At 40.8% G+C, this 21,413-nt stretch carries 20 protein-coding genes; all 20 read left to right on the plus strand.

Annotated features, from left to right (window positions below):
- Positions 1-27 precede the first annotated feature (27 nt).
- Positions 28-1,257: a phosphoribosyltransferase gene (locus tag INP93_RS02810; protein ID WP_049373754.1), complete on the plus strand. Its 1,230-nt coding sequence runs from the start codon at positions 28-30 to the stop codon at positions 1,255-1,257.
- A 35-nt stretch (positions 1,258-1,292) separates the two neighbouring features.
- Positions 1,293-4,772, plus strand: coding sequence for a DNA polymerase III subunit alpha (gene dnaE, locus INP93_RS02815; protein WP_049373753.1), 3,480 nt, complete (start codon positions 1,293-1,295; stop codon positions 4,770-4,772).
- A gap of 79 nt (positions 4,773-4,851) precedes the next feature.
- Positions 4,852-5,391 (plus strand): bifunctional pyr operon transcriptional regulator/uracil phosphoribosyltransferase PyrR, encoded by a 540-nt coding sequence (gene pyrR / locus INP93_RS02820; protein WP_041918208.1) that lies wholly within the window; start codon positions 4,852-4,854, stop codon positions 5,389-5,391.
- A gap of 77 nt (positions 5,392-5,468) precedes the next feature.
- The gene (locus INP93_RS02825) at positions 5,469-6,401 is read left to right on the plus strand and encodes a peptidylprolyl isomerase (RefSeq protein ID WP_049373752.1); all 933 of its coding nucleotides are present in this window, start codon (positions 5,469-5,471) and stop codon (positions 6,399-6,401) included.
- 63 nt (positions 6,402-6,464) lie between these two features.
- Positions 6,465-7,514 carry an endolytic transglycosylase MltG gene (gene mltG, locus INP93_RS02830; protein ID WP_197545077.1) on the plus strand — a complete coding sequence of 350 codons (1,050 nt, stop codon included), beginning with the start codon at positions 6,465-6,467 and terminating at the stop codon, positions 7,512-7,514.
- Positions 7,514-8,140 carry a dTMP kinase gene (gene tmk / locus INP93_RS02835; RefSeq protein WP_197545078.1) on the plus strand — a complete coding sequence of 209 codons (627 nt, stop codon included), beginning with the start codon at positions 7,514-7,516 and terminating at the stop codon, positions 8,138-8,140. Before mltG ends, tmk begins: the two co-directional genes overlap by 1 nt.
- A 2-nt stretch (positions 8,141-8,142) precedes the next feature.
- Positions 8,143-9,123 carry a DNA polymerase III subunit delta' gene (locus tag INP93_RS02840; protein WP_049373749.1) on the plus strand — a complete coding sequence of 327 codons (981 nt, stop codon included), beginning with the start codon at positions 8,143-8,145 and terminating at the stop codon, positions 9,121-9,123.
- Positions 9,124-9,130: 7 nt separating this feature from the next.
- Positions 9,131-9,913 (plus strand): YchF/TatD family DNA exonuclease, encoded by a 783-nt coding sequence (locus INP93_RS02845; RefSeq protein WP_049373748.1) that lies wholly within the window; start codon positions 9,131-9,133, stop codon positions 9,911-9,913.
- A gap of 26 nt (positions 9,914-9,939) precedes the next feature.
- Positions 9,940-10,464 (plus strand): DUF1523 family protein, encoded by a 525-nt coding sequence (locus INP93_RS02850; RefSeq protein ID WP_049371396.1) that lies wholly within the window; start codon positions 9,940-9,942, stop codon positions 10,462-10,464.
- 112 nt (positions 10,465-10,576) lie between these two features.
- The gene (paeA, locus tag INP93_RS02855; protein WP_197545080.1) at positions 10,577-11,887 is read left to right on the plus strand and encodes a polyamine export protein PaeA; all 1,311 of its coding nucleotides are present in this window, start codon (positions 10,577-10,579) and stop codon (positions 11,885-11,887) included.
- Positions 11,888-11,968: 81 nt separating this feature from the next.
- Positions 11,969-12,499: an HI_0449 family lipoprotein gene (locus tag INP93_RS02860; RefSeq protein ID WP_197545081.1), complete on the plus strand. Its 531-nt coding sequence runs from the start codon at positions 11,969-11,971 to the stop codon at positions 12,497-12,499.
- A gap of 74 nt (positions 12,500-12,573) precedes the next feature.
- Positions 12,574-14,094 (plus strand): fused PTS fructose transporter subunit IIA/HPr protein, encoded by a 1,521-nt coding sequence (gene fruB, locus INP93_RS02865; protein ID WP_197545082.1) that lies wholly within the window; start codon positions 12,574-12,576, stop codon positions 14,092-14,094.
- Between the two features lie 3 nt (positions 14,095-14,097).
- Positions 14,098-15,039 carry a 1-phosphofructokinase gene (gene fruK / locus INP93_RS02870; protein ID WP_197545083.1) on the plus strand — a complete coding sequence of 314 codons (942 nt, stop codon included), beginning with the start codon at positions 14,098-14,100 and terminating at the stop codon, positions 15,037-15,039.
- A 4-nt stretch (positions 15,040-15,043) separates the two neighbouring features.
- The gene (locus INP93_RS02875) at positions 15,044-16,720 is read left to right on the plus strand and encodes a fructose-specific PTS transporter subunit EIIC (protein WP_197545084.1); all 1,677 of its coding nucleotides are present in this window, start codon (positions 15,044-15,046) and stop codon (positions 16,718-16,720) included.
- Between the two features lie 85 nt (positions 16,721-16,805).
- A complete protein-coding gene (locus INP93_RS02880; RefSeq protein ID WP_049364214.1) occupies positions 16,806-17,063 on the plus strand; it encodes an FAD assembly factor SdhE in 258 nt (85 codons plus the stop codon).
- Positions 17,064-17,180: 117 nt separating this feature from the next.
- Positions 17,181-17,756, plus strand: coding sequence for an RNA polymerase sigma factor RpoE (gene rpoE / locus INP93_RS02885; RefSeq protein WP_014064431.1), 576 nt, complete (start codon positions 17,181-17,183; stop codon positions 17,754-17,756).
- A gap of 21 nt (positions 17,757-17,777) precedes the next feature.
- Complete coding sequence (locus INP93_RS02890; protein ID WP_197545085.1) at positions 17,778-18,359, plus strand: sigma-E factor negative regulatory protein; 582 nt, start codon at positions 17,778-17,780, stop codon at positions 18,357-18,359.
- Positions 18,360-18,429: 70 nt separating this feature from the next.
- Positions 18,430-19,374: a sigma-E factor regulatory protein RseB gene (rseB, locus tag INP93_RS02895; RefSeq protein WP_049373739.1), complete on the plus strand. Its 945-nt coding sequence runs from the start codon at positions 18,430-18,432 to the stop codon at positions 19,372-19,374.
- A gap of 135 nt (positions 19,375-19,509) precedes the next feature.
- Positions 19,510-20,019: a molybdopterin-guanine dinucleotide biosynthesis protein MobB gene (gene mobB, locus INP93_RS02900; protein WP_197545086.1), complete on the plus strand. Its 510-nt coding sequence runs from the start codon at positions 19,510-19,512 to the stop codon at positions 20,017-20,019.
- Positions 19,998-21,407: an MDR family MFS transporter gene (locus INP93_RS02905; RefSeq protein ID WP_197545087.1), complete on the plus strand. Its 1,410-nt coding sequence runs from the start codon at positions 19,998-20,000 to the stop codon at positions 21,405-21,407. Before mobB ends, INP93_RS02905 begins: the two co-directional genes overlap by 22 nt.
- Positions 21,408-21,413: the final 6 nt, after the last annotated feature.

Genomic DNA, 21,413 nt, shown 5'->3' on the forward strand with positions numbered 1-21,413 from the left:
AATAATTATGACCAATTTATTTTGATTATGAATAATATCGACGCACAAAAAGCGCTAGAGCGATCTTACGTTTCTTCACTTGAAAATAAAGAATATGATGAAGCAGTCAAACTGGCTGAAACGCTTTGCTTGCTTGATCCCAATAATCCCGAATACCCTCATAAAATTGCTTATGTTTATTTGCAACAATTAAAATGGGAAGAGGCGATTGAAGCAGAATTAAAAACATTAAAATTAGATGCACAATATATTCCGGCTTTAGATTTATTGGCACATGCTTATGGTGCCGTAGACAATTGGGAGCGTTCAGGCTTTTATGGCAGTTTAGCTCTTGAGTTGAAAGATAAAGCTATTCCCGTTCCGACACAGGAAATGCTCCCAGCTCCTGCACCTAAAAATGGTAAACGAATTATTGCATTTTCTTTATTTGGTAATAACTCTAAATATATTGAACCGGCTGTATTAAATACACAGGTTTCTCCGATGTTATTCCCTGGTTGGGTATGCCGTTTTTATGTAGATGATTCAGTTTCTACTGGAGCAATTCAGCGATTAAAAAATAATGGTGCAGAAGTGGTTTATGTTACTTCACCAGTGAATAAATGGCCTGGTGCAATGTGGCGTTTTCTCGCCATTAATGATCCTGAAGCTGAGTATGTGATCTTCCGTGATGCTGACTCCGTGGTTTCTCACCGAGAGAGTGAAGCCGTGGCTGAATGGATTGAAAATGGTCGCTCATTCCATACGATGCGTGATTCAGGTTCTCATACCGCACTTATTTTAGCGGGGATGTGGGGCGCTAAAGCTGGCGCTGTGCCTGATATGGAAGTAAGAATTCAACGTTTTGTTGATAAGGGTTACGACTCTCGTCATTTTGCCGATCAGGATTTCCTTGCTGAAGAGTTGTGGGGCTATATTCGCCAAGATGTATTCGCTCATGATAGAGTATTTAATTTCTGTGATGCAAAACCTTTCCCTGGAGAGTTTTATCCTAATTACCAAATTGCGCATTGCGAAGGAGCAAGCGTTTTTGATGCGAAAACCTCTTTTGAAGAAGGGTGCAAAGTCAGATGGACGTTATACTCAAAAATATCGCCTATGGTGAATGTTGATTATTCCTTTATTCGTGTGCCTGAATTTAAAGTTTGCAGCTATGAAACTACAGTAGAGAATGGTCGATTTGAAGCGTCAATACCAAGACGTTATGGATTCGCTTTTAAAGAAGGCTTAGCTAGAATAGATATTAAAAAAGCCTAAGTTATCTGTTTTAACTATCAAAATAAGGATTATTGATGTCAACTCAACCGCGTTTTGTACACCTTCGTACACACACCGATTTTTCAATGATTGATGGTATCGTAAAAGTGAAACCATTGGTCAAAGCGTGTGCAGCAAATAATATGGTCGCATTGGCATTAACCGATTTTACTAATTTTTGTGGCGTGGTGCGTTTTTATGGTGAAACCCTTTCTTCGGGGATTAAACCGATTATTGGTGCCGATGTTCATGTTAAAAGCGAGTTATGCGGTGAGGAATTATTTACGCTTACTTTACTTGCTAAGAACAATGAAGGCTATAAAAACATCACCTTATTGCTTTCAAAAGCCTATCAACGCGGCTATGTGGACTTGCCTTATATCGACCAGGAATGGTTGATTGAACACCGTGAGGGTGTAATTGTTTTATCGGGTGGCACACAAGGCGATATTGCAAAAAAACTCCTTAAAGAAAATAGCTCTGAGGCGGAAAGTGCGGTCAGTTTTTATCAAGAATTTTTTCCTGACCATTTCTACCTTTCTCTTTCCCGAACGGGTCGTCCTGATGAAGAACGTTATATTCAAGCTGCATTAAAACTTGCTGAAGCACATGATTTACCGCTTGTGGCGACCAATGATGTGGTTTTTCTTGAGCCTGATGATTTTGAGGCGCACGAAATTCGTGTCGCTATTCATGATGGCTATACCCTTGACGATCCGAAACGTCCAAAACGTTATACCGAGCAACAATATTTCCGCTCAGAAGAAGAGATGTGCGACTTATTTGCGGACATTCCTTCTGCACTTGAAAATACGGTATTAATAGCGCAACGCTGTAATGTGACTTTGCGTTTGGGGCAATATTTCCTCCCTCAATTTCCAACTGGCGAGCTGAGCACGGAAGATTATTTGGTGATGAAATCCAAAGAAGGCTTGGAAGAGCGTTTGGCATTTTTATTCCCCGATGAAAAAGTACGGGCAGAAAGACGACCGGAATATGATGAGCGTCTTCAAGTCGAACTCGATGTGATCAACCAAATGGGCTTTCCAGGTTACTTCTTAATCGTCATGGAGTTTATTCAGTGGTCAAAGGACAATGATATTCCGGTAGGGCCTGGGCGTGGTTCTGGTGCGGGTTCATTGGTCGCTTATGCACTAAAAATTACTGATTTGGACCCCCTTGAATTCGATCTTCTTTTTGAGCGTTTCCTCAATCCAGAGCGTGTTTCCATGCCCGATTTCGACGTGGATTTCTGTATGGATGGACGGGATCGTGTTATCGATCATGTGGCAGAAACCTATGGTCGTGGTGCGGTATCACAAATTATTACCTTCGGTACCATGGCAGCCAAAGCGGTAATTCGAGATGTGGGGCGTGTATTAGGCTATCCTTATGGCTTTGTGGATCGTATTTCGAAAATGATTCCACCTGACCCAGGCATGACTTTAGCCAAGGCTTTTGAGGCTGAACCACAGTTACAAGTGGCATATGATTCAGATGAAGAAGTCAAGGCCCTAATTGATATGGCGCGTAAGCTAGAGGGTGTCACGAGAAATGCGGGTAAACACGCAGGTGGTGTGGTGATTTCGCCTTCTTTGATTACAGACTTTGCACCACTTTATTGCGACAACGAGGGACTTCATCCTGTTACCCACTTCGATAAAAATGATGTGGAATATGCCGGTTTAGTGAAGTTTGACTTCTTAGGTTTGCGTACACTCACCATTATCAAATGGGCACTAGATATGATTAATGCCCGCCTTACTCGTGAAGGCAAACCGTTAGTCGATATTGCCGCTATTCCATTAGATGATCCTGAATCTTTTGAGTTGCTGAAGCGATCTGAAACGACTGCCGTATTCCAGTTGGAGTCGCGCGGGATGAAAGATTTGATTAAACGCCTGCAGCCAGACTGTTTTGAAGATATTATCGCGTTGGTGGCACTATTCCGACCAGGTCCATTACAATCGGGCATGGTGGATAACTTTATTGACCGTAAACATGGTCGTGAAGAAGTGTCTTATCCTGACGCAAACTATCAACATGAAAGCCTTAAACCGATTTTAGAGCCAACTTACGGTATTATTTTGTATCAAGAGCAAGTCATGCAAATTGCTCAGGTGTTAGCAGGTTATACTCTTGGTGGTGCGGACTTATTACGTCGTGCGATGGGTAAGAAAAAACCGGAAGAAATGGCGAAACAGCGCTCTGTGTTTAAAGAAGGTGCTGAGAAAAATGGTGTTGATGGCGAGCTTTCCATGAAGATTTTCGACTTAGTGGAAAAATTTGCCGGCTATGGTTTCAATAAATCGCACTCTGCTGCTTACGCATTGGTATCTTACCAAACCCTTTGGCTGAAAACCCATTTCCCTGCTGAGTTTATGGCCTCGGTAATGACCTCGGAAATGGATAATACGGATAAAATTGTTGGCTTGTACGATGAATGTTTACGTATGGGCTTAAAAGTTACCCCACCGGATATCAATGTAGGGAAACATCATTTTAGTGTGAATGAAAATGGTGAGATTGTTTACGGTATCGGCGCCATTAAAGGTGTGGGGGAAGGTCCGATTGATGCATTGATTACCGCTCGTAATGAAGGTGGCATTTTCAGAGATTTATTTGATTTATGTGCTCGCGTTGATTTGAAGAAAATTAATCGTCGTACCTTTGAAAGTCTGATTATGTCGGGTGCGTTTGATAAGTTAGGGCCACATCGTGCGGCGTTATCTAAGAATCTAGAAGATGCACTCAAGGCCTCTGATCAGCATGCAAAAGATGAGGCCATGGGGCAAACCGATATGTTCGGTGTGCTAACAGAAACACACGAAGAAGTGGAAAATGCTTACGCTCATACGCCACCTTACACAGAAAAACAAATTTTAGATGGTGAACGTGAAACCCTTGGTTTGTATTTAAGCAGCCATCCGGTAAGTCGTTATTTAAAAGAGCTTTCTCATTACAGTTCTACTCGATTAAAAGATCTTACTCCGAATCGCCGTGGGCAAATTAGCACAGCAGCTGGTTTGTTAGTCTCAACTCGTTTTGCAACAACGAAAAAAGGCAATCGGATTGGTATCGCAACCATTGATGACCGTTCTGGACGTTTGGATTTAACCCTATTTGGAGAAAGTTTAGACCAATTTGGTGAAAAACTGCAAAAAGATACGGTTGTGGTGGTATCTGGCCAGGTAAGTTTTGACGATTTTTCAGGCGGATTAAAAATGTCTGTACGGGATTTGATGACTTTAGATGAGGCGCGTTCCCGTTATGCGAAATCTTTGGCCATTAGCTTGTCCGAGGAGCAGATTAGCCCAAGTTTTATTAAGAAACTGAAAGAAATGTTAGAACCTGTTAGTGGCGGCACTTTACCAATTAACGTATATTATCAAAGTGCAAAAGGCCGTGCGTTATTGCGTTTAGGGATTCAATGGTCGATTACACCAACGGATGAGATTCTAACAGAATTGGTGAATTTGCTCGGTGAAAATGCGGTAGAGCTAGAATTCGGTTAATATTCCAGTAAGAGTGCGGTCAAAAAAATCAGTGTTTTTTAACCGCACTTTAGGCGATATAAACAAAGCGAGAGATAAAATGGAAAAAATCATTATTGATGCAGACAGATTTTTACGCACCATTTCACGTATTTCCCATGAAATTATTGAAAAGCACCAAGATTTCAATAATGTGATTTTAGTTGGGGTAAAACGTCGTGGAGCAGAAATTGCAGAATTGATTCAACGTCGCATTGAAGAATTGAATGGTGTAAGTCTTCCAATGATGGAATTGGATATCACGTTTTACCGTGATGACTTAGAGTATGTTGAACCTGAAAATCCAACTCCTGTGTATAGTGGTGCCTCCAGTTATATGAATATTCAGGGTAAAGAAGTCATTTTAATCGATGATGTACTATTCACTGGAAGAACCATTCGTGCTGCAATGGATGCGTTAACGGATTTTGGTCGAGCAGCTAAAATTGAATTGGTGATTTTAGTGGATCGCGGACATCGTGAATTGCCGATTCGGGCAGACTATGTAGGTAAAAATGTGCCGACTTCCCGTGATGAACAAGTTCAGGTGCGTACATTAAAATATGATGGTTGTTATGAAGTGGCATTATTGCCTAAATAACGATCAGCCTATTGTGAACCTTTGATAAAATTGATAATCTAACGAGCATTATCCTATTATTTTTTAAGACAACTAAAATGAAAAAATCAATGTTAAAATCTCTTTTATTTGCCATGATCGGTCTGTTTACTTTTTCTCAAGTACAAGCAGAAGAACGCGTTGTGGCGACCGTAAATGGTACACCAATTTTACAAAGCCAAGTGAATGCTGTGATGGGTAAAAAAGGTAGCCAACGTGCAGCATTAGATAAGATTATTGATGATATGCTGACAGAGAAAGCGATCAAAGAATCAGGTGTAAAAGTAAACCAAGCGGAAGTAAACCGTATCGTAGAAGATATTGCAGCGAAAAACGGTTTAACTTATGGTCAATTCTTAGATGCGCTCGATTATCAAGGCATTTCCTTAAATGCATTTAAGCAACAAATTTCTCGCCAAATGTTAATGGCGGGTGTGCGTAACCATGCTATTCAAAATAGCGTAGATGTGACTCGCGAGCAAGTGGATGCATTGGGTAAACAAATGCTTGATGAAGCAAAAGCAAAAGGCACGGCGCAAAAAGTGATGGGCAAAGAGTATGAAGTTCGTCATATTTTATTAAAATTAAACCCATTGCTGAATGATGCGCAAGCAAAAGCAGAATTAGAGCGTATTCGTAGTGAGATTATTTCTGGCAAAATGACATTTGCTGATGCCGCATTAAAATATTCTAAAGATTATTTATCAGGCGCGAATGGCGGTAGCTTAGGTTATGCCTTCCCAGAAGCTTATGTGGGCCCATTTGCAAAAATGGTTGAAACAACCCCACAAGGTACCATTTCTGCACCGTTTAAATCTGAATTTGGTTGGCATATTCTCGAAGTAACTGGCAGTCGTGATGGCGATAAAACAGAAGATGCCTATCGTCAAAAAGCTTATGAACAAATTGTTAATAGCCAATTACAAGATGCAACCAAAGACTGGGTGAAAGCATTACGTAAAAATGCTGATATTCAATATTTCGATAAATAACAGAAACCGTTAGAATAAGGGGGCATTTTGCCCCTTTTGTCGTTTTTATAAAATGAGTGACGCATGAAAAAATTTTTTGTCTTTTTACTGATTCTTCTGCTTATTCTTAGCGGTGTTGGTTTTTTGGGTTATCAAAAACTAACGGAGTTTGTTCATACGCCGGTGAATGTCACGCAAGATCAATTGCTGACAATTGAGCGAGGAACCACAGGCAGTAAACTTGCCGCTTTATTAGAGCAAGAAAAAATTCTTGAACATGCCGATTTATTACCTTGGTTATTGAAATTACAACCTCAGCTAAACAAGGTGAAAGCGGGGACTTATTCTTTAACGGGTGTGAAAACGTTACAAGATTTATTAGATATTATTAATTCCGGCAAGGAAGCGCAATTTAGTGTGAAGTTTATTGAAGGTAAAACGTTCAAAGAATCGCGTAAAAAACTTGAAAATGCACCGCACTTAAAACAAACCTTGCAAGGTAAAAGTGATAAAGAAATTATGGCGTTATTGGATATTCCAGCCGTTGCAAAAGCCGTTTACGAATGGAATAACATGGATGGCTGGTTGTATCCAGATACCTATAATTACACCCCAAATTCGACTGATCTTGAATTATTAAAACGTTCAACTACTCGTCTACAAAAAGCCTTGGATAAAGCATGGGGTGAACGCGATGAAAATCTCCCATTAGCGGATCCTTATCAAATGTTGATTTTGGCTTCTATTGTGGAGAAAGAAACGGGGATTGCGGCGGAGCGCCCACAAGTGGCTTCCGTATTTATTAATCGTTTAAAAGCCAATATGAAACTACAAACTGACCCAACCGTGATTTATGGAATGGGTGAGAGTTATACCGGAAATATTCGTAAGAAAGATTTAGAAACGATAACCCCGTACAATACCTATATGATTGAGGGGCTACCACCAACACCGATTGCAATGGTGAGTGAAAGTGCTTTACAGGCTGTGGCTCATCCAGCTAAAACGGACTTTTATTATTTTGTTGCCGATGGAAGTGGCGGCCATAAATTTACTCGTAATCTGAACGAGCATAATAAAGCAGTGCAAGAATATTTACGTTGGTATCGTAGCCAACAAAAAGGAGCCAACTAATGCAAGGCAAATTTATCGTGATTGAAGGGCTGGAAGGTGCGGGTAAAAGTACTGCCGTGCAAACGGTGGTGGACACATTAAAATCCCTCGGTGTAAGCGATATCGTATTTACTCGTGAGCCAGGTGGTACCCCGTTAGCTGAGAAATTGCGCCATTTAATCAAACATGAAACGGAAGAACCTGTTACCGATAAAGCGGAATTGTTGATGCTTTATGCGGCACGAATTCAATTGGTAGAAAATGTGATTAAGCCAGCATTGGCAGAAGGTAAAATTGTGCTTGGCGATCGACATGATATGTCTTCACAGGCTTATCAAGGCGGTGGGCGTCAGTTTGACCAAACACTTATGGCGAATTTAAAAAATATGGTATTAGGCAATTTTGAGCCTGATTTTGTACTGTATTTAGACATTGATCCTGCAGAGGGGCTTGCTCGTGCTAGAGGTCGTGGTGAATTAGATCGCATTGAACAGCAAGGGCTCGATTTCTTCCATCGTACCCGACAGCGTTATTTGGAATTGGTGCAGAACAACCCGAAAGCTGCCATTATTAATGCGGGTCGGCCTTTAGAACAAGTACAAGCAGACATTCAAAGTGCGGTCAAAAATTGGTGGGTTTCACAATAAAAATGAGTGAACTTTATCCTTGGTTAGTGCCTACTTATCACAAAATTAGCCAAACTTTTAGCGAAGGTTTGGGGCATCATGCATTATTGATTAAAGCTGATCAAGGTCTCGGTGCTGAAGGTTTGTTTGAGGCTTTAACAAAACGCATTATGTGTCAAACGCCAGATAATGTACCTTGTGGCCATTGTCATGCTTGCCATTTAATGGCAGCGCACAGTCACCCTGATTTTCATGTTTTAGCCTCTCAAGAAGGCAAAGATATTGGTGTTGATCAGGTAAGGGCAATTAATGAGGTTGTCAGCCAACACGCGCAACAAAACGGCAATAAATTAGTATATATTCAAGATGCAGAACGTCTTACGGAAGCGGCAGCTAATGCATTGCTCAAAACCTTGGAAGAGCCACGTCCGAACACGTATTTCTTATTGCAAACAGAACCTTCCTCTTCGTTGTTAGCGACTATTTACAGCCGTTGCCAAGTGTGGAATGTGCCTTTGCCAACGGAAGCAGAAGCCTTAACTTGGCTTTCTTCTCAATTTCAGGCAGAAACATCCGAATTATTGACCGCACTTGCGATGAATTTGGGTCGTCCACTGTTAGCATTGGAAACACTTCAACAAGGATTAATTGAACAACGGAAGAATTTCCTACGTCAATTTTGGCTGTTTTATCGTCGTCGTTCGCCTTTGGAAATTTTGCCTTTCTTTGAAAAAGAACGCACCGTACAGCAAGTAGATTGGATCTTAGCGTTTTTAAGCGATGCCATTAAATACAAACTCGAAATACAAAGTGGCTGGCAAACACTTGATCTTAAAACAGGTGTAACTCAATTTGCAGACGAGCAAACAGCGCTTGGGTTATTAACCGCAAATAAAATTATGCAAAAAGTACGCTCGGATTTACTCACTATCAACGGCATTAACACAGAATTAATGTTATTAGATGGTTTGACAAAGTTAATTACCGACGTATTTAAGGACTAAATAAATTATGTTTATCGTAGATTCCCATTGCCATTTAGATGCATTGGATTATGAAAATTTACACAAAGATATTGCTGATGTAGTGGCTAAAGCCAATGCACGAGATGTGAAGCATTTATTGGCGATTGGCGTAACATTAAGCCGTTTTGAAAAAGCTTACCCTGAGTTAGCAAAATTTCCGAATGTGTCTTTAGCTTGCGGCGTGCATCCATTAGATCTTGAAGAAGAACCTTACGATGCCGAGCGTTTATTATGTTTATCCCAAGATAAAAAAGTGATCGCAATTGGCGAAATTGGTTTGGATTATTATTACAGTGCAGATAATAAGGCATTGCAGCAAACGGTTTTTGCCGATCAAATCAGAATTGCTAATGAAGTGGATAAACCCGTAATTATTCATACGCGTTCAGCGCCAGAAGATACTATTGCCATGTTGAGTGAGCACCATGCAGAAAAGTGCGGTGGATTAATTCATTGTTTTACGGAAACCTTGGATTTTGCGAAAAAGGCACTTGATTTAGGGTTTTATATTTCTTGTTCGGGTATTATTACCTTTAAAAATGCGGAAAGTATTCGAGAAGCCATTCGTTATGTACCAGCAGATCGTTTGTTAGTTGAAACGGATTCGCCTTACTTAGCACCCGTGCCTTATCGTGGCAAAGAGAACCAGCCTGCCTATACGCGAGAGGTGTGTGAATATGTGGCAGCGTTAAAAGGGCTGTCTATGGAAGAATTTGCACAAATTAGTACACAAAACTTCGAGCGTTTATTTAAAATTAATGTACAATAAATCATCGATTTAAATGAGAGAGTGTTATGCGTAAGTTTTTTAAATACTTTTTATTTTTAGTGGTCTTTGTTTTTCACGGCTTTATGTTTGCTGTGGTGGACTACGTTTTCCCACACTATGATGTAACGCGAGTAACGGGTGTGGAAGTGAAACGTGTGGATAAAGATGGTCCGATTACAAAATCGAATCCGGCTGATGGTCCAACGCGCGATGTGTATTTTATCAATACACAAAATGATGATGGCAAAATCATGGTGTATCGTAATGAAGATACCCGTTGGGGTTTTCCATTCTATTTCAAATTTGGTTCAGCGAACTTACAGGCTCAAGTTCAAGCCTTGGGTAATGAAAACAAATTAGTACAAATCAAGTATTACGGTTGGCGGATGACGATGTTCGATGAATATCGCAATGCCGTTGCGGTGAAAGAAATCAGTGGCGATGTGACACCAAGCCATCCGATTTTATCTTGGGTATTCTATGCTTTCTTATTAGTTACTCTTTTCCTTTCTATCCAATTTGTACGTGGCTGGTTCGACAGCGAAAATTAGCGTTTCTCAAATATGGGGCGTCATAGAACGCCCTCACAATTTAATAATAACATTCCTAACCTAAAAACCAGCGGTAAATTGACCGCACTTTAAAACCAATAAAGAGAACATTATGAGTTTATCTGCAGCGATTTTTATTTTAATCGTATTAATTATTGTCAGTGCAATCTTGTCATCAGCTGAGATTTCTCTCGCGGGTGCAAGACGCATTAAACTACAAACGTTGGCCAATGAAGGCAATATCAAAGCGGAGAAAGTTTTAAAATTACAGGAACAGCCAGGGCGTTTCATTACTGTAGTACAAATTGGACTTAATATGGTTGCCGTACTTGGTGGTGTGATTGGTGAAGCAACCATTAGTCTTCACTTACAGAGTTTTTTACATGAATACACCACGGCTGAATGGGTTGAGCCAGCCTCCTCTTGGATTGCCTTTTTCATGGTAACCATAACATTTGTTTTATTAGCCGATTTAATTCCGAAACGTCTTGCATTGATTAATCCTGAAGGTGTTGCGTTACGGACTATTGGCATTATGCAAGCCTTTATTTTCTTCTTAAAACCTATTGTATGGTTTTTTGATGGTCTTTCTAATATCTTCTTCCGTTTAATGGGTGTACCTACTAAACGTGAAGATAACATGACGCCAGAAGACATTGTGGCGATCGTAGAAGCGGGAGCCGAAGCGGGGGTGTTAAAAACACAAGAGCATTATTTGATTGAAAATATCTTTGAAATGCAAGAACGCACCGTGTCTTCAACCATGACGACTCGTGAAAATATCGTATTTTTAGACCGCACTTTCACCCGTCAGGAAGTGTTGAATACCTTATCGGCAGACTCTCATTCTAAATTAGTGATCTGTGATAATGGTTTGGATAAGATTTTAGGTTATGTGGAATCACATACCTTATTAACACTCTATCTTCAACAAGAAGTGGTAGATTTAACGGATAGCCGTTTATTGCGTAAAGCGTTATTTATTCCTGATACGTTGTCGTTATACGAAGTATTGGAATTGTTTAAATCCACGGGTGAAGATTTTGCCATTATCGTCAATGAATATGCACTTGTAATGGGCTTAATTACTTTGAACGATGTGATGAGTATTGTGATGGGTGAATTGGTTTCTAACGAAGAAGAACAAATAGTTAGCCGTGATGAAAACTCTTGGTTGATTGATGGGGCAACGCCACTTGAAGATGTGATGCGTGCTTTAGATATTGAATCTTTCCCAGATGAAGAAAACTATGAAACCATCAGTGGTTTTATGATGTATATGCTACGCAAAATCCCGAAAAAAACCGATTTTGTGTTATACGATAAATATAAATTTGAAGTCATTGATACCGAAAACTTCAAAATTGATCAAATTTTAGTTTCTATTGTCAAAGACAGCGGAGTGAGCAAAGAATCAGCGTAGTGCTAGGCGTTTCCTTGCTTAATCCCCCATTCTAAGTATAATTAACGGCGGTTTTAACCGCCTATAAATAAGGAAAATTTAATGTTTAAAAAAATCTTGGTATTCTTTGTGGCAGTAATGCTTGCAGGTTGTTCTTCGATTTCAGATATGACCTCTTACATTCCGTTTATGGGTAAAGACAAAAAGGTCATTGATTTAGATAAAGATAAAATCGACCAAAAATCTTACGCGGCAGCTTATGAAGCCACAGTGGCAACCTATAAAGATCGTGTAACGAAAAATTTCTTTGTGGATAATTTTGCAAGTGGTGCAAATGACTGGTATCTCGGTCGTATTGTGGTGCCAATCAAACAAATTCAAGATAAACTCTACACAGGTGGTCATGACTCTGATGTGTATGCTTACTACAGTGGTGTGTTGCATGCAGAGGCATTACAAACCAACTTCAGCCGCTTAAGCGCGAATTGTTGGCAAAAAGTGGATTCACCAAGTGTGACACAAGGGATCTACGATGCAATGCGTGATTTGCAAAAAGGCAAAGAGCGCGGTGAAAATGACACTTACATTTCCCAAGGTAGCGAAATGCTACTCAAAGCCTGTACCGGCCAATAATCAATTTGAGCTGTTGATGAGCGATCTCATCAGCAGCTTTTCTTTTTTTAAATCATCAATGTGAAGGAGCAAGAATGTTAGAACTTTCGGAAAGCAACATTCATTTAAATGCTACGGCAACAAATAAGCTGCAAGCTATTGAAATGGCTGCAAGTGCGTTAGAGCAAGCTGGCAATGTTGAACAAGGCTATTTGCAAGGGATGCTTGGACGTGAACAACAAACCTCCACTTTTTTAGGCAATGGGATTGCAATTCCACACGGTACATTAGAAACCCGTTCGATGGTGAAAAAAACTGGTGTGCAAGTTTTCCAATTTCCACAAGGTATTGAGTGGGGAGAAGGCAATATTGCTTATGTTGTGATTGGTATTGCTGCCCGTTCTGATGAGCATCTTGCTTTACTTCGTCAATTAACGCATGTTTTAGGTGATGAAGACACTGCGGCACAGTTAGCGACATTAGCAGATGTTGAAAAATTCCGTGCTATTTTGTTAGGTGAAAGCGATGCTTTTAGCATGACTGAAGAAACATTAAGTTTAGATATTGAAACCCAAAGTTTGCTCACCCTTACTGCTATCAATGCAGGCAAATTACAACAGCAAAGTGCGGTTGAAAATAGCTTTGTTTCTGAAGTAGTCTCCAATTCTGCTCTGCCACTTGGCAAAGGGTTATGGGTAACCGATGCCGTATCAGGTAACGTGAAAAATGCGTTGGCATTCAGTCGTGCGAAAACTATTTTTAATCATAATGGCAAAGCGGTGAAAGGCGTATTGACGATTTCTGCTGTCAGTGACCAAATCAATGAGACATTAGCACGTTTATTGGATGATGAAGTACAAAATATTTTATTAAGTGGTAATACGCAGCAAATTTTGACCGCACTTAATGGCGGTAAAGTGCCAGCTTCGCCAGCTACTCAATCTGAAGACCAAATCGCGACAGGTGCAGTGATTGGTACCTTTACTATTCGTAATGAACATGGCTTACATGCTCGCCCAAGTGCAGTGCTTGTTAATGAAGTGAAAAAATTCGCCTCCAAGATTACCGTACAAAATCTTACTCGAGAAACCGCACCGGTTAGTGCAAAAAGTTTAATGAAAATTGTGGCATTAGGTGTCACTCAAGGTCATCGCTTACGTTTTGTTGCTGAAGGGGATGATGCAAAACAAGCCATTGAAGCCTTAGGTAAGATTATTGCGAGTGGGCTTGGTGAAAGTGTCTCTGCTGTGCCACCAGCTGAACCAGATACCATTGAAGTGAGCAGTGAGCACGTACCACAAATTCACGAAGAAAAAACAGGTTTACCAGCCGATGCTATTGAAGCGGTATTTATGATTCGTAATGAACATGGCTTACATGCTCGCCCAAGTGCGGTACTGGTTAATGAAGTGAAAAAATACAATGCGTCTGTTGCGGTACAAAACTTAGATCGTGACAGTCAATTAGTCAGTGCGAAAAGTCTGATGAAAATTGTGGCGCTCGGTGTCGTGAAAGGTCATCGCTTACGTTTTGTGGCGAGCGGTGAAGAAGCTCAACAAGCGATTGACGGTATTGGTGCAGTCATTGAAAGCGGTTTAGGTGAAGGTAAGGAGTAAGTGATGGCAAAAGTAGCAACAATTACCTTAAATGCCGCTTACGACTTAGTCGGGCGTTTGTCACGTATTGAAATCGGCGAAGTGAATACCGTAGAAACCCTTGGTCTTTTCCCTGCCGGAAAAGGCATTAATGTTGCCAAGGTGTTGAAAGACTTGGGCGTAGATGTCGCGGTTGGTGGCTTCTTAGGTGAAGACAACGTGGGTGATTTCGAAACCCTATTTAAAAAACAAGGCTTAGAAGACAAATTTCATCGCGTAGCAGGTAAAACTCGCATTAACGTAAAAATTACTGAAACCGAAGCCGATGTGACAGACCTAAATTTCTTAGGTTATCAAATCACCCCAGAAGCTTGGCAGCAATTTACAGCAAATTCTTTAGCGTATTGCCAAAACTTTGACATCGTTGCGGTTTGCGGCAGTTTACCACGTGGTGTCAGTCCTGAATTGTTCGCGGATTGGCTTAATCAGTTGCATCAAGCTGGTGTGAAAGTCGTATTAGATAGCAGTAATGCGGCACTTACAGCAGGATTAAAAGCTAGCCCTTGGTTGGTGAAACCAAATCATCGCGAATTGGAAGCGTGGATTGGTCATCCGTTAAATTCTCTTGATGAAATTATTGCGGCAGCCAAAAAACTTAAAGCAGAAGGCATTGCTAACGTCATTATTTCGATGGGCGCGAATGGTTCTTTATGGCTGAGTGATCAAGCTGTGATTCAAGCTCAACCACCTAAATGTGAAAATGTGGTGAGCACTGTAGGTGCAGGCGATTCTATGGTAGCTGGCTTAATTTACGGTATTGAAAAAGGCTTGTCTCAAGCGGAAACCTTAGCGTTTGCAAGTGCAGTTTCCGCTTTTGCGGTTTCACAAAGTAATGTAGGCGTGAGCGATACCGCCTTGCTTGAGCCAATTCTGGCGAATGTCAAAATTTCTGTGATTGAAGGATAATGTAATGAATTTGTTTTTAACTCAATCTCCGCAAATTGGTGCGGCAAAAGCCTATTTACTTCGCCAAGCATTGAGTGTGGTAGCGAAAAAAGCCAATCATACTGTGGTTGAACAAGCCAAAGAGGCGGATTTAGTGATTGTTTTCGGATCTAGTTTGCCAAACTCTGCTGAACTTGTGGGCAAAAAAGTCTTTTTAGCCAATGAAGATGCGGCGATTGCTTCACCTGAAGTCACGCTGACGAATGCACTTAATCAAGCAGTGGACTATGTTCAACCGGCTCAAAGTGCGGTTGGATTTGGTGGCGTTTCTGGCGTTAAAAATATCGTCGCGGTGACAGCTTGTCCGACAGGGGTTGCGCATACCTTTATGTCAGCTGAAGCTATTGAAACTTATGCGAAAAAACAAGGTTGGCAGGTAAAAGTCGAAACGCGTGGTCAAGTGGGCGCCGGTAATGAAATTACCCCTGAAGAAGTCGCTGCAGCAGATTTAGTTTTTGTTGCAGCCGATATTGATGTGCCGTTAGATAAATTCCAAGGAAAACCGATGTATCGTACTTCGACCGGTTTAGCGTTAAAGAAAACTGCACAGGAATTCGACAAGGCATTTAAAGAAGCGAAAATTTATGAAGGTGGCGCAGCAAAATCTTCTGCGAAATCAGAAGAAAGCGGTGAGAAAAAAGGTGTTTATAAACATTTGATGACCGGTGTGTCGCACATGCTGCCGTTGGTGGTTGCCGGTGGTCTATTAATCGCGATTTCCTTTATGTTTGGTATCGAAGCCTTCAAAGATGAAACAATTTTCCATGGTATTCCAAAAGCCTTAATGGATATCGGCGGCGGTGCAGCATTCCACTTGATGATTGCAGTATTTGCCGGCTATGTTGCCTTTTCTATTGCAGACCGTCCGGGGCTTGCGGTAGGTCTTATTGGTGGTATGTTAGCCACCACAGCGGGAGCAGGGATTTTAGGTGGTATTATCGCTGGTTTCTTAGCGGGTTATGTGGTGAAAGGATTAAATGCCACCATTAAATTGCCGGCAAGTTTAACCTCCTTGAAACCGATTTTAATTCTCCCGCTCTTTGGTACCTTGATTGTTGGCCTTGCCATGATTTATGTGATTAACCCACCGGTTTCACAAATTATGACAACCTTAAGTGATTGGTTAAAATCCATGGGGGAAGTTAATGCGATGGTGTTGGGTGCGATTATTGGTGCCATGATGTGTATTGATATGGGCGGTCCAGTAAACAAAGCAGCTTATACGTTCTCCGTGGGAATGTTGGCCTCTCAAGTTCACACCCCAATGGCCGCCGCAATGGCAGCTGGTATGGTGCCACCAATTGGGATGGCGATTGCAACTTGGATTGCACGCAGTAAATTTACCAGAAATCAACGTGATGCAGGTAAAGCTTCTTTTGTCTTAGGCTTATGCTTTATCTCTGAAGGGGCATTACCGTTTGTAGCTGCTGATCCATTACGTGTGATTATTAGCTCGGTGATCGGTGGAGCAACTGCCGGTGCGATTTCAATGGCATTAAATATTTCTCTGCAAGCACCACATGGTGGTTTATTTGTGATTCCGTTTGTTTCTGAGCCATTACTCTACCTAGGTGCAATTGCAACGGGGGCATTATTAACCGGTGTGGTTTACGCGGTGATTAAACCAAAGGCGACAGAATAGCCAATTCTTTGATTAAAAAAGTGCGGTAATTTTTAACTGCACTTTTCATTTATCAGGTATAATTACAATGATTTAGGGAGAAATTATGGATAAATACAATAAACTCCGCATTGAATGGGATTGTCGTCGAGGTATGCTTGAGCTGGATAAAATCATCATGCCTTTTTATAAAGCGCATTTTGACCAACTGACTGACGACAAAAAAGATATTTTTATTCGTTTACTTGCCGCCACGGATTTACAACTTTTTTCGTGGTTTTTTAATGGCAGTCAATCAGAAGATGCTGAAGTGCAAGCGATGGTTGAATATATCCAAGATGTGCAGAAAACGAATGTCCGTTAATTTTTTTGAAATTTTTTATACATAAGGAACTTTTCAATTTTAACTCTGTCTGATAAAGCAACAATAGCTTGCTGTCTTGAATATATGAAGGCGTGTTAGACGTAGCATAGGAGATATATGGCTGAACAGCTAACAGATCAGGCTTTGGTAGAAAGAGTGCAGCAAGGCGATAAAAAAGCCTTTAATTTATTGGTTTCTCGTTATCAAAATAAAGTAGCCGGACTTTTAACCCGCTACATTTCTCATAACGACATTCCAGATGTTGTACAAGAATCCTTTATTAAGGCCTATCGTTCCATTGAATCCTTTCGGGGCGATAGTGCATTCTACACTTGGCTATATCGAATTGCCGTTAATACGGCAAAGAATTACTTAACGGCACAGGGGCGCCGTCCACCGAGCGAAGATATTTTGGCTGAAGATGCCGAAAGCTACGATGTGGGAACCCATCTACGTGATGTAGATACCCCTGAAAACGAAATGTTATCTAGCGAATTGGAAAAAGTGGTTTTTGATACCATTCACAGTTTGCCAGAAGATTTAAGAACCGCGATTACCTTGCGTGAGCTTGAAGGGTTAAGTTACGAAGAAATCGCAGAAATAATGGATTGCCCAGTAGGCACTGTACGTTCTCGCATTTTCCGTGCTCGGGAAGTGATTGAGAACAAAATACAACCGCTTATGCAACGTTAAAATAAAGTCGGAGTTTATAAAATGCAAAAAGAGTTACTTTCAGCCTATATGGATGGAGAAGAAGTCAGTGCCGAGTTGACGGAACAACTTTGTCAGGATAAAGATTCACAAGAATCTTGGGCGGCATATCACACCGTAAGAGCAGTTATGCGTAAAGAGTCACCAGTATTATTGGGTGCTGATTTTACCGCGAAAATGGCTAATTTAATTGAATTAGAAGAAGTAAAACACGTTGAGATTACTGTTTCTCAACCAACGCCAGAAGAAGCAGACAGCTTACCATTCGTGCAAAAATTAAAAGCATTCTTTGCACCAATGACACAAATTGCGGTGGCTGCGGGGGTGTGTTTAGTGGCTGTAGTAGGTGTGCAATCATTTAATGCGAAAAGCACGTCGGTTACACCAGAAAACCCTGTTTTACAAACCTTACCATTTAACAGTTCAGTTCAAGAAGTAAGTTACAACGCTCCGACCAAAGATGTAGCCACTTCAGAACAGGTTGAACAAAAAAATCGCCGTATTGGTACGATGTTACAAAACTATGAATTACAGCGTCGTATGCATGCAGATAGCTTAAATGTGGGTAGCAACCAAGCGAAATAATTACAGCAATTAATCGATAATTCACCACCTTAGGCGTGGTGAATTTTTTTATGGATCAATTGATTTATTTATGAAAAAAACGTTTCTCAAATTAACCGCACTTTTAGGCTTATTCTTGTTGCCTTTCACGGCATTTGCAGAAGAGCCAATTCAGTCATTAAATAAAATGTCGCAAGCCATGCGAGATTTAAATTATGAGATTGCTTTTGTGCAAACGACACCAACGAATATGGACTCGTTCCGCTATCGCCATATTAAGCAAGGGCAAAAAGTGTATGCGCAGTTGGTGACATTAGATGGTGAGCAACAAGAGATCATCCAGCGCGGTAATTTAGTCAGCTATTTCCAGCCAGGGTCACGCGCTTTCACGATTAACAGTGGTGAGATTGTGGATGCACTTCCGGCAGTGATTCGTACTGATTTTAGCAAGCTGAGTCAGAATTATGATTTTATTAAGCTTGGAAAAGACCGAATTGCAGGTCGATTTGTTGATACCATTCGTATTGTGCCAAAAGACGATTTTCGCTATCAATATCTCGTTTTCTTAGATGAAGAAAATGGTTTGTTATTGCGTGGCGATATGCTTGATCGAGAAGGCAAGTTACTTGATCAGTTCCGTGTGGTGACGTTATATATCGATGATCGTCTGCGTGGTTTAACCGATTACCTTAATAAGGTATCAGTGCCGCCACTTTTAAATGAAGGAAAGCAAGAATCATCGCTTTCAATCAATTGGAAAACTGATTGGTTACCACAAGGGTTTGATTTAATTCGCCAGAATCAAGATGTGATAGATGGTGAAGTGATTGAAAATGCGTTATTTAGTGATGGTCTTTTCACTTTTACACTTTATATCAATAAAGCTGATAGCACCGCTGCAAAAGAAAACACGTGGAAACAAGGGGCTTACACGATTTACAGTGAAGTCATAGGTGATAAAGAAATTACCTTTATCGGACAGCTTCCAATTGCTGCAGCTAAACGAATTGTACAAGGTGTAACATTCCTAAAATAATTCAGTAGCAGTGAGAAAGTTGCTATTTTGTTTCCCCTTGCTATACTTTCTTCACCTAATGGATTTTGATAGCTAAACCCCGTCCTGCGGGGTTTTGTTTTATCAAGTGCGGTCATTTTTCTTAAGGTTTTTACAATGAATAATCCCCTTCCTCTTCTTGGCATTACAGGTTACAGCGGTAGTGGCAAAACCACATTGCTGGAAAAATTGCTTCCTCAATTAATTAAAAAAGGCCTACGTGTTTCAGTGATTAAACACAGCCATCACAACGCTCATGTGGATAAAGAAGGAAAAGACAGTTGGCGCATGAAAGAGGCGGGGTCTGCGCAAGTTATTATGGCTTGTGATAATCGTTGGGCATTGATGACAGAAACCCCTCAAGAGCCGGTTTCATTAACCTATTTAAGCCAACAATTTGATTGTCATTTAACGGATTTAGTTTTGGTGGAAGGATTTAAACAAGAACCCATTCCAAAGATTCTATTGCATCGACAAGAGATGACAAAACCGTTGCCGGAATTAGACGAAAACGTGTTGGCTTTAGCAACAGATTATTCGCTTGAAACTGACCGCACTTTATTAGATATTAATCATATCGAACAGATCGCTGAGTTTATTTATCAATGGTGGAAAAAGACGCAGTAATAGAACGTCAGCATTATAAAGGGCTGACTTGGGTGGCTTCCATGGCTTTGTTTATGCAAAGCTTGGATGCGACTATTTTAAATACTGCCTTACCCACCATCGCAACAGATCTGCAAACCCCTGTCTTTGAAATGCAAATGGCGATTATCGCCTATTCTCTTGCCGTAGCCTTATTTATTCCTTTAACCGCTTGGGCAGCAGCGAAATTTGGTACGCTTACGGTTTTCCGCTCAGCTGTTTTTACCTTTGTATTCGGTTCAGTCGCTTGTGCGATGGCAACGTCTCTCGAGACCCTTGTGCTTGCACGGATTCTCCAGGGTATTGGCGGGGCATTTATGATGCCTGTCGCTCGCCTTGCGATTATTCAAACAGTACCGAAAAATCAATTAATTAATGCCTGGAATTTAATGGCGACAGCAGGACTCATCGGCCCGATTCTTGGCCCGATTTTAGGTGGTTGGCTTGTTGTACATACGTCATGGCATTGGATTTTCTTAATCAATATTCCTATTGGTATGTTAGGCTTCTGGGCTGCCGCTAAAGTGATGGGAAATCATAAGGGTAATGCGAATAAGTTAGACTGGACAGGCTTTTTACTCTTTGCATTTGGTTTAGTCGGTTTAACGCTCGGGCTTGATTTACTGGGCGAAAGTCACCGTGACAATATGACTACATATAGTGCATTGTCGATTGGTATTGCATTATTGGTGGCCTATTATTTTTATGCAAAAGGTAATGAACGTGCCATTTTGCCTTTATCTCTTTTCAATACAAGAACATTCCGATTAGGCATTGCAGCCAATATCTTTATCCGTCTTTCTGGTTCGGCTGTGCCGTTCTTATTGCCATTAATGTTCCAACTTTCTTTTGGCTATTCAGCTGAAGAGTCAGGCTGGTTGCTTGCACCCATTGCGTTAATGTCTGTCGTATTTAAACGTTTTATTGGGCATATCTTAAATATCTTAGGTTATAAAACCACGTTAATTTTATCGTCACTTTTAATGGCAGGCTCAACGGTTTCCATGTCATGGCTTGATACCTCATCATCAACGACGTGGATTATATGTAATCTGATGTGGTATGGTGCCTGCATGTCGATGATTTTTACCTCAATTAATACACTTACCGTTGGCGATCTATCACAGGCTCAAAGTGGTGTAGGCTCAACGGTACTAAGCATTGTGCAACAAGTGGGTATCGGATTTGGTATCGCTGTGGCATCTATTATTTTGACGTTATATCGTCAATTTATGGGTAACGACGGCGACGCATTACAACATGCTTTCAGCTATACGTTTCTGACGACTTCCATTTTTGCTATCGCATTAGTTTGGATATTGAGCTATTTGCACAAAACAGACGGGGATCATTTACGGAAAAAACGCTGATATTGA

The organism is Haemophilus parainfluenzae, from assembly GCF_014931415.1.
Taxonomy (GTDB): domain Bacteria; phylum Pseudomonadota; class Gammaproteobacteria; order Enterobacterales; family Pasteurellaceae; genus Haemophilus_D; species Haemophilus_D parainfluenzae_AF.

Excerpts from the sequence above, each read along its gene's own strand:
- INP93_RS02810 (WP_049373754.1), top strand. The coding sequence starts at position 28 with ATGAATAATATCGACGCACAAAAAGCGCTAGAGCGATCTTACGTTTCT.
- dnaE (WP_049373753.1), top strand. The coding sequence starts at position 1,293 with ATGTCAACTCAACCGCGTTTTGTACACCTTCGTACACACACCGATTTT.
- pyrR (WP_041918208.1), top strand. The coding sequence starts at position 4,852 with ATGGAAAAAATCATTATTGATGCAGACAGATTTTTACGCACCATTTCA.
- INP93_RS02825 (WP_049373752.1), top strand. The coding sequence starts at position 5,469 with ATGAAAAAATCAATGTTAAAATCTCTTTTATTTGCCATGATCGGTCTG.
- mltG (WP_197545077.1), top strand. The coding sequence starts at position 6,465 with ATGAAAAAATTTTTTGTCTTTTTACTGATTCTTCTGCTTATTCTTAGC.
- tmk (WP_197545078.1), top strand. The coding sequence starts at position 7,514 with ATGCAAGGCAAATTTATCGTGATTGAAGGGCTGGAAGGTGCGGGTAAA.
- INP93_RS02840 (WP_049373749.1), top strand. The coding sequence starts at position 8,143 with ATGAGTGAACTTTATCCTTGGTTAGTGCCTACTTATCACAAAATTAGC.
- INP93_RS02845 (WP_049373748.1), top strand. The coding sequence starts at position 9,131 with ATGTTTATCGTAGATTCCCATTGCCATTTAGATGCATTGGATTATGAA.
- INP93_RS02850 (WP_049371396.1), top strand. The coding sequence starts at position 9,940 with ATGCGTAAGTTTTTTAAATACTTTTTATTTTTAGTGGTCTTTGTTTTT.
- paeA (WP_197545080.1), top strand. The coding sequence starts at position 10,577 with ATGAGTTTATCTGCAGCGATTTTTATTTTAATCGTATTAATTATTGTC.
- INP93_RS02860 (WP_197545081.1), top strand. The coding sequence starts at position 11,969 with ATGTTTAAAAAAATCTTGGTATTCTTTGTGGCAGTAATGCTTGCAGGT.
- fruB (WP_197545082.1), top strand. The coding sequence starts at position 12,574 with ATGTTAGAACTTTCGGAAAGCAACATTCATTTAAATGCTACGGCAACA.
- fruK (WP_197545083.1), top strand. The coding sequence starts at position 14,098 with ATGGCAAAAGTAGCAACAATTACCTTAAATGCCGCTTACGACTTAGTC.
- INP93_RS02875 (WP_197545084.1), top strand. The coding sequence starts at position 15,044 with ATGAATTTGTTTTTAACTCAATCTCCGCAAATTGGTGCGGCAAAAGCC.
- INP93_RS02880 (WP_049364214.1), top strand. The coding sequence starts at position 16,806 with ATGGATAAATACAATAAACTCCGCATTGAATGGGATTGTCGTCGAGGT.
- rpoE (WP_014064431.1), top strand. The coding sequence starts at position 17,181 with ATGGCTGAACAGCTAACAGATCAGGCTTTGGTAGAAAGAGTGCAGCAA.
- INP93_RS02890 (WP_197545085.1), top strand. The coding sequence starts at position 17,778 with ATGCAAAAAGAGTTACTTTCAGCCTATATGGATGGAGAAGAAGTCAGT.
- rseB (WP_049373739.1), top strand. The coding sequence starts at position 18,430 with ATGAAAAAAACGTTTCTCAAATTAACCGCACTTTTAGGCTTATTCTTG.
- mobB (WP_197545086.1), top strand. The coding sequence starts at position 19,510 with ATGAATAATCCCCTTCCTCTTCTTGGCATTACAGGTTACAGCGGTAGT.
- INP93_RS02905 (WP_197545087.1), top strand. The coding sequence starts at position 19,998 with ATGGTGGAAAAAGACGCAGTAATAGAACGTCAGCATTATAAAGGGCTG.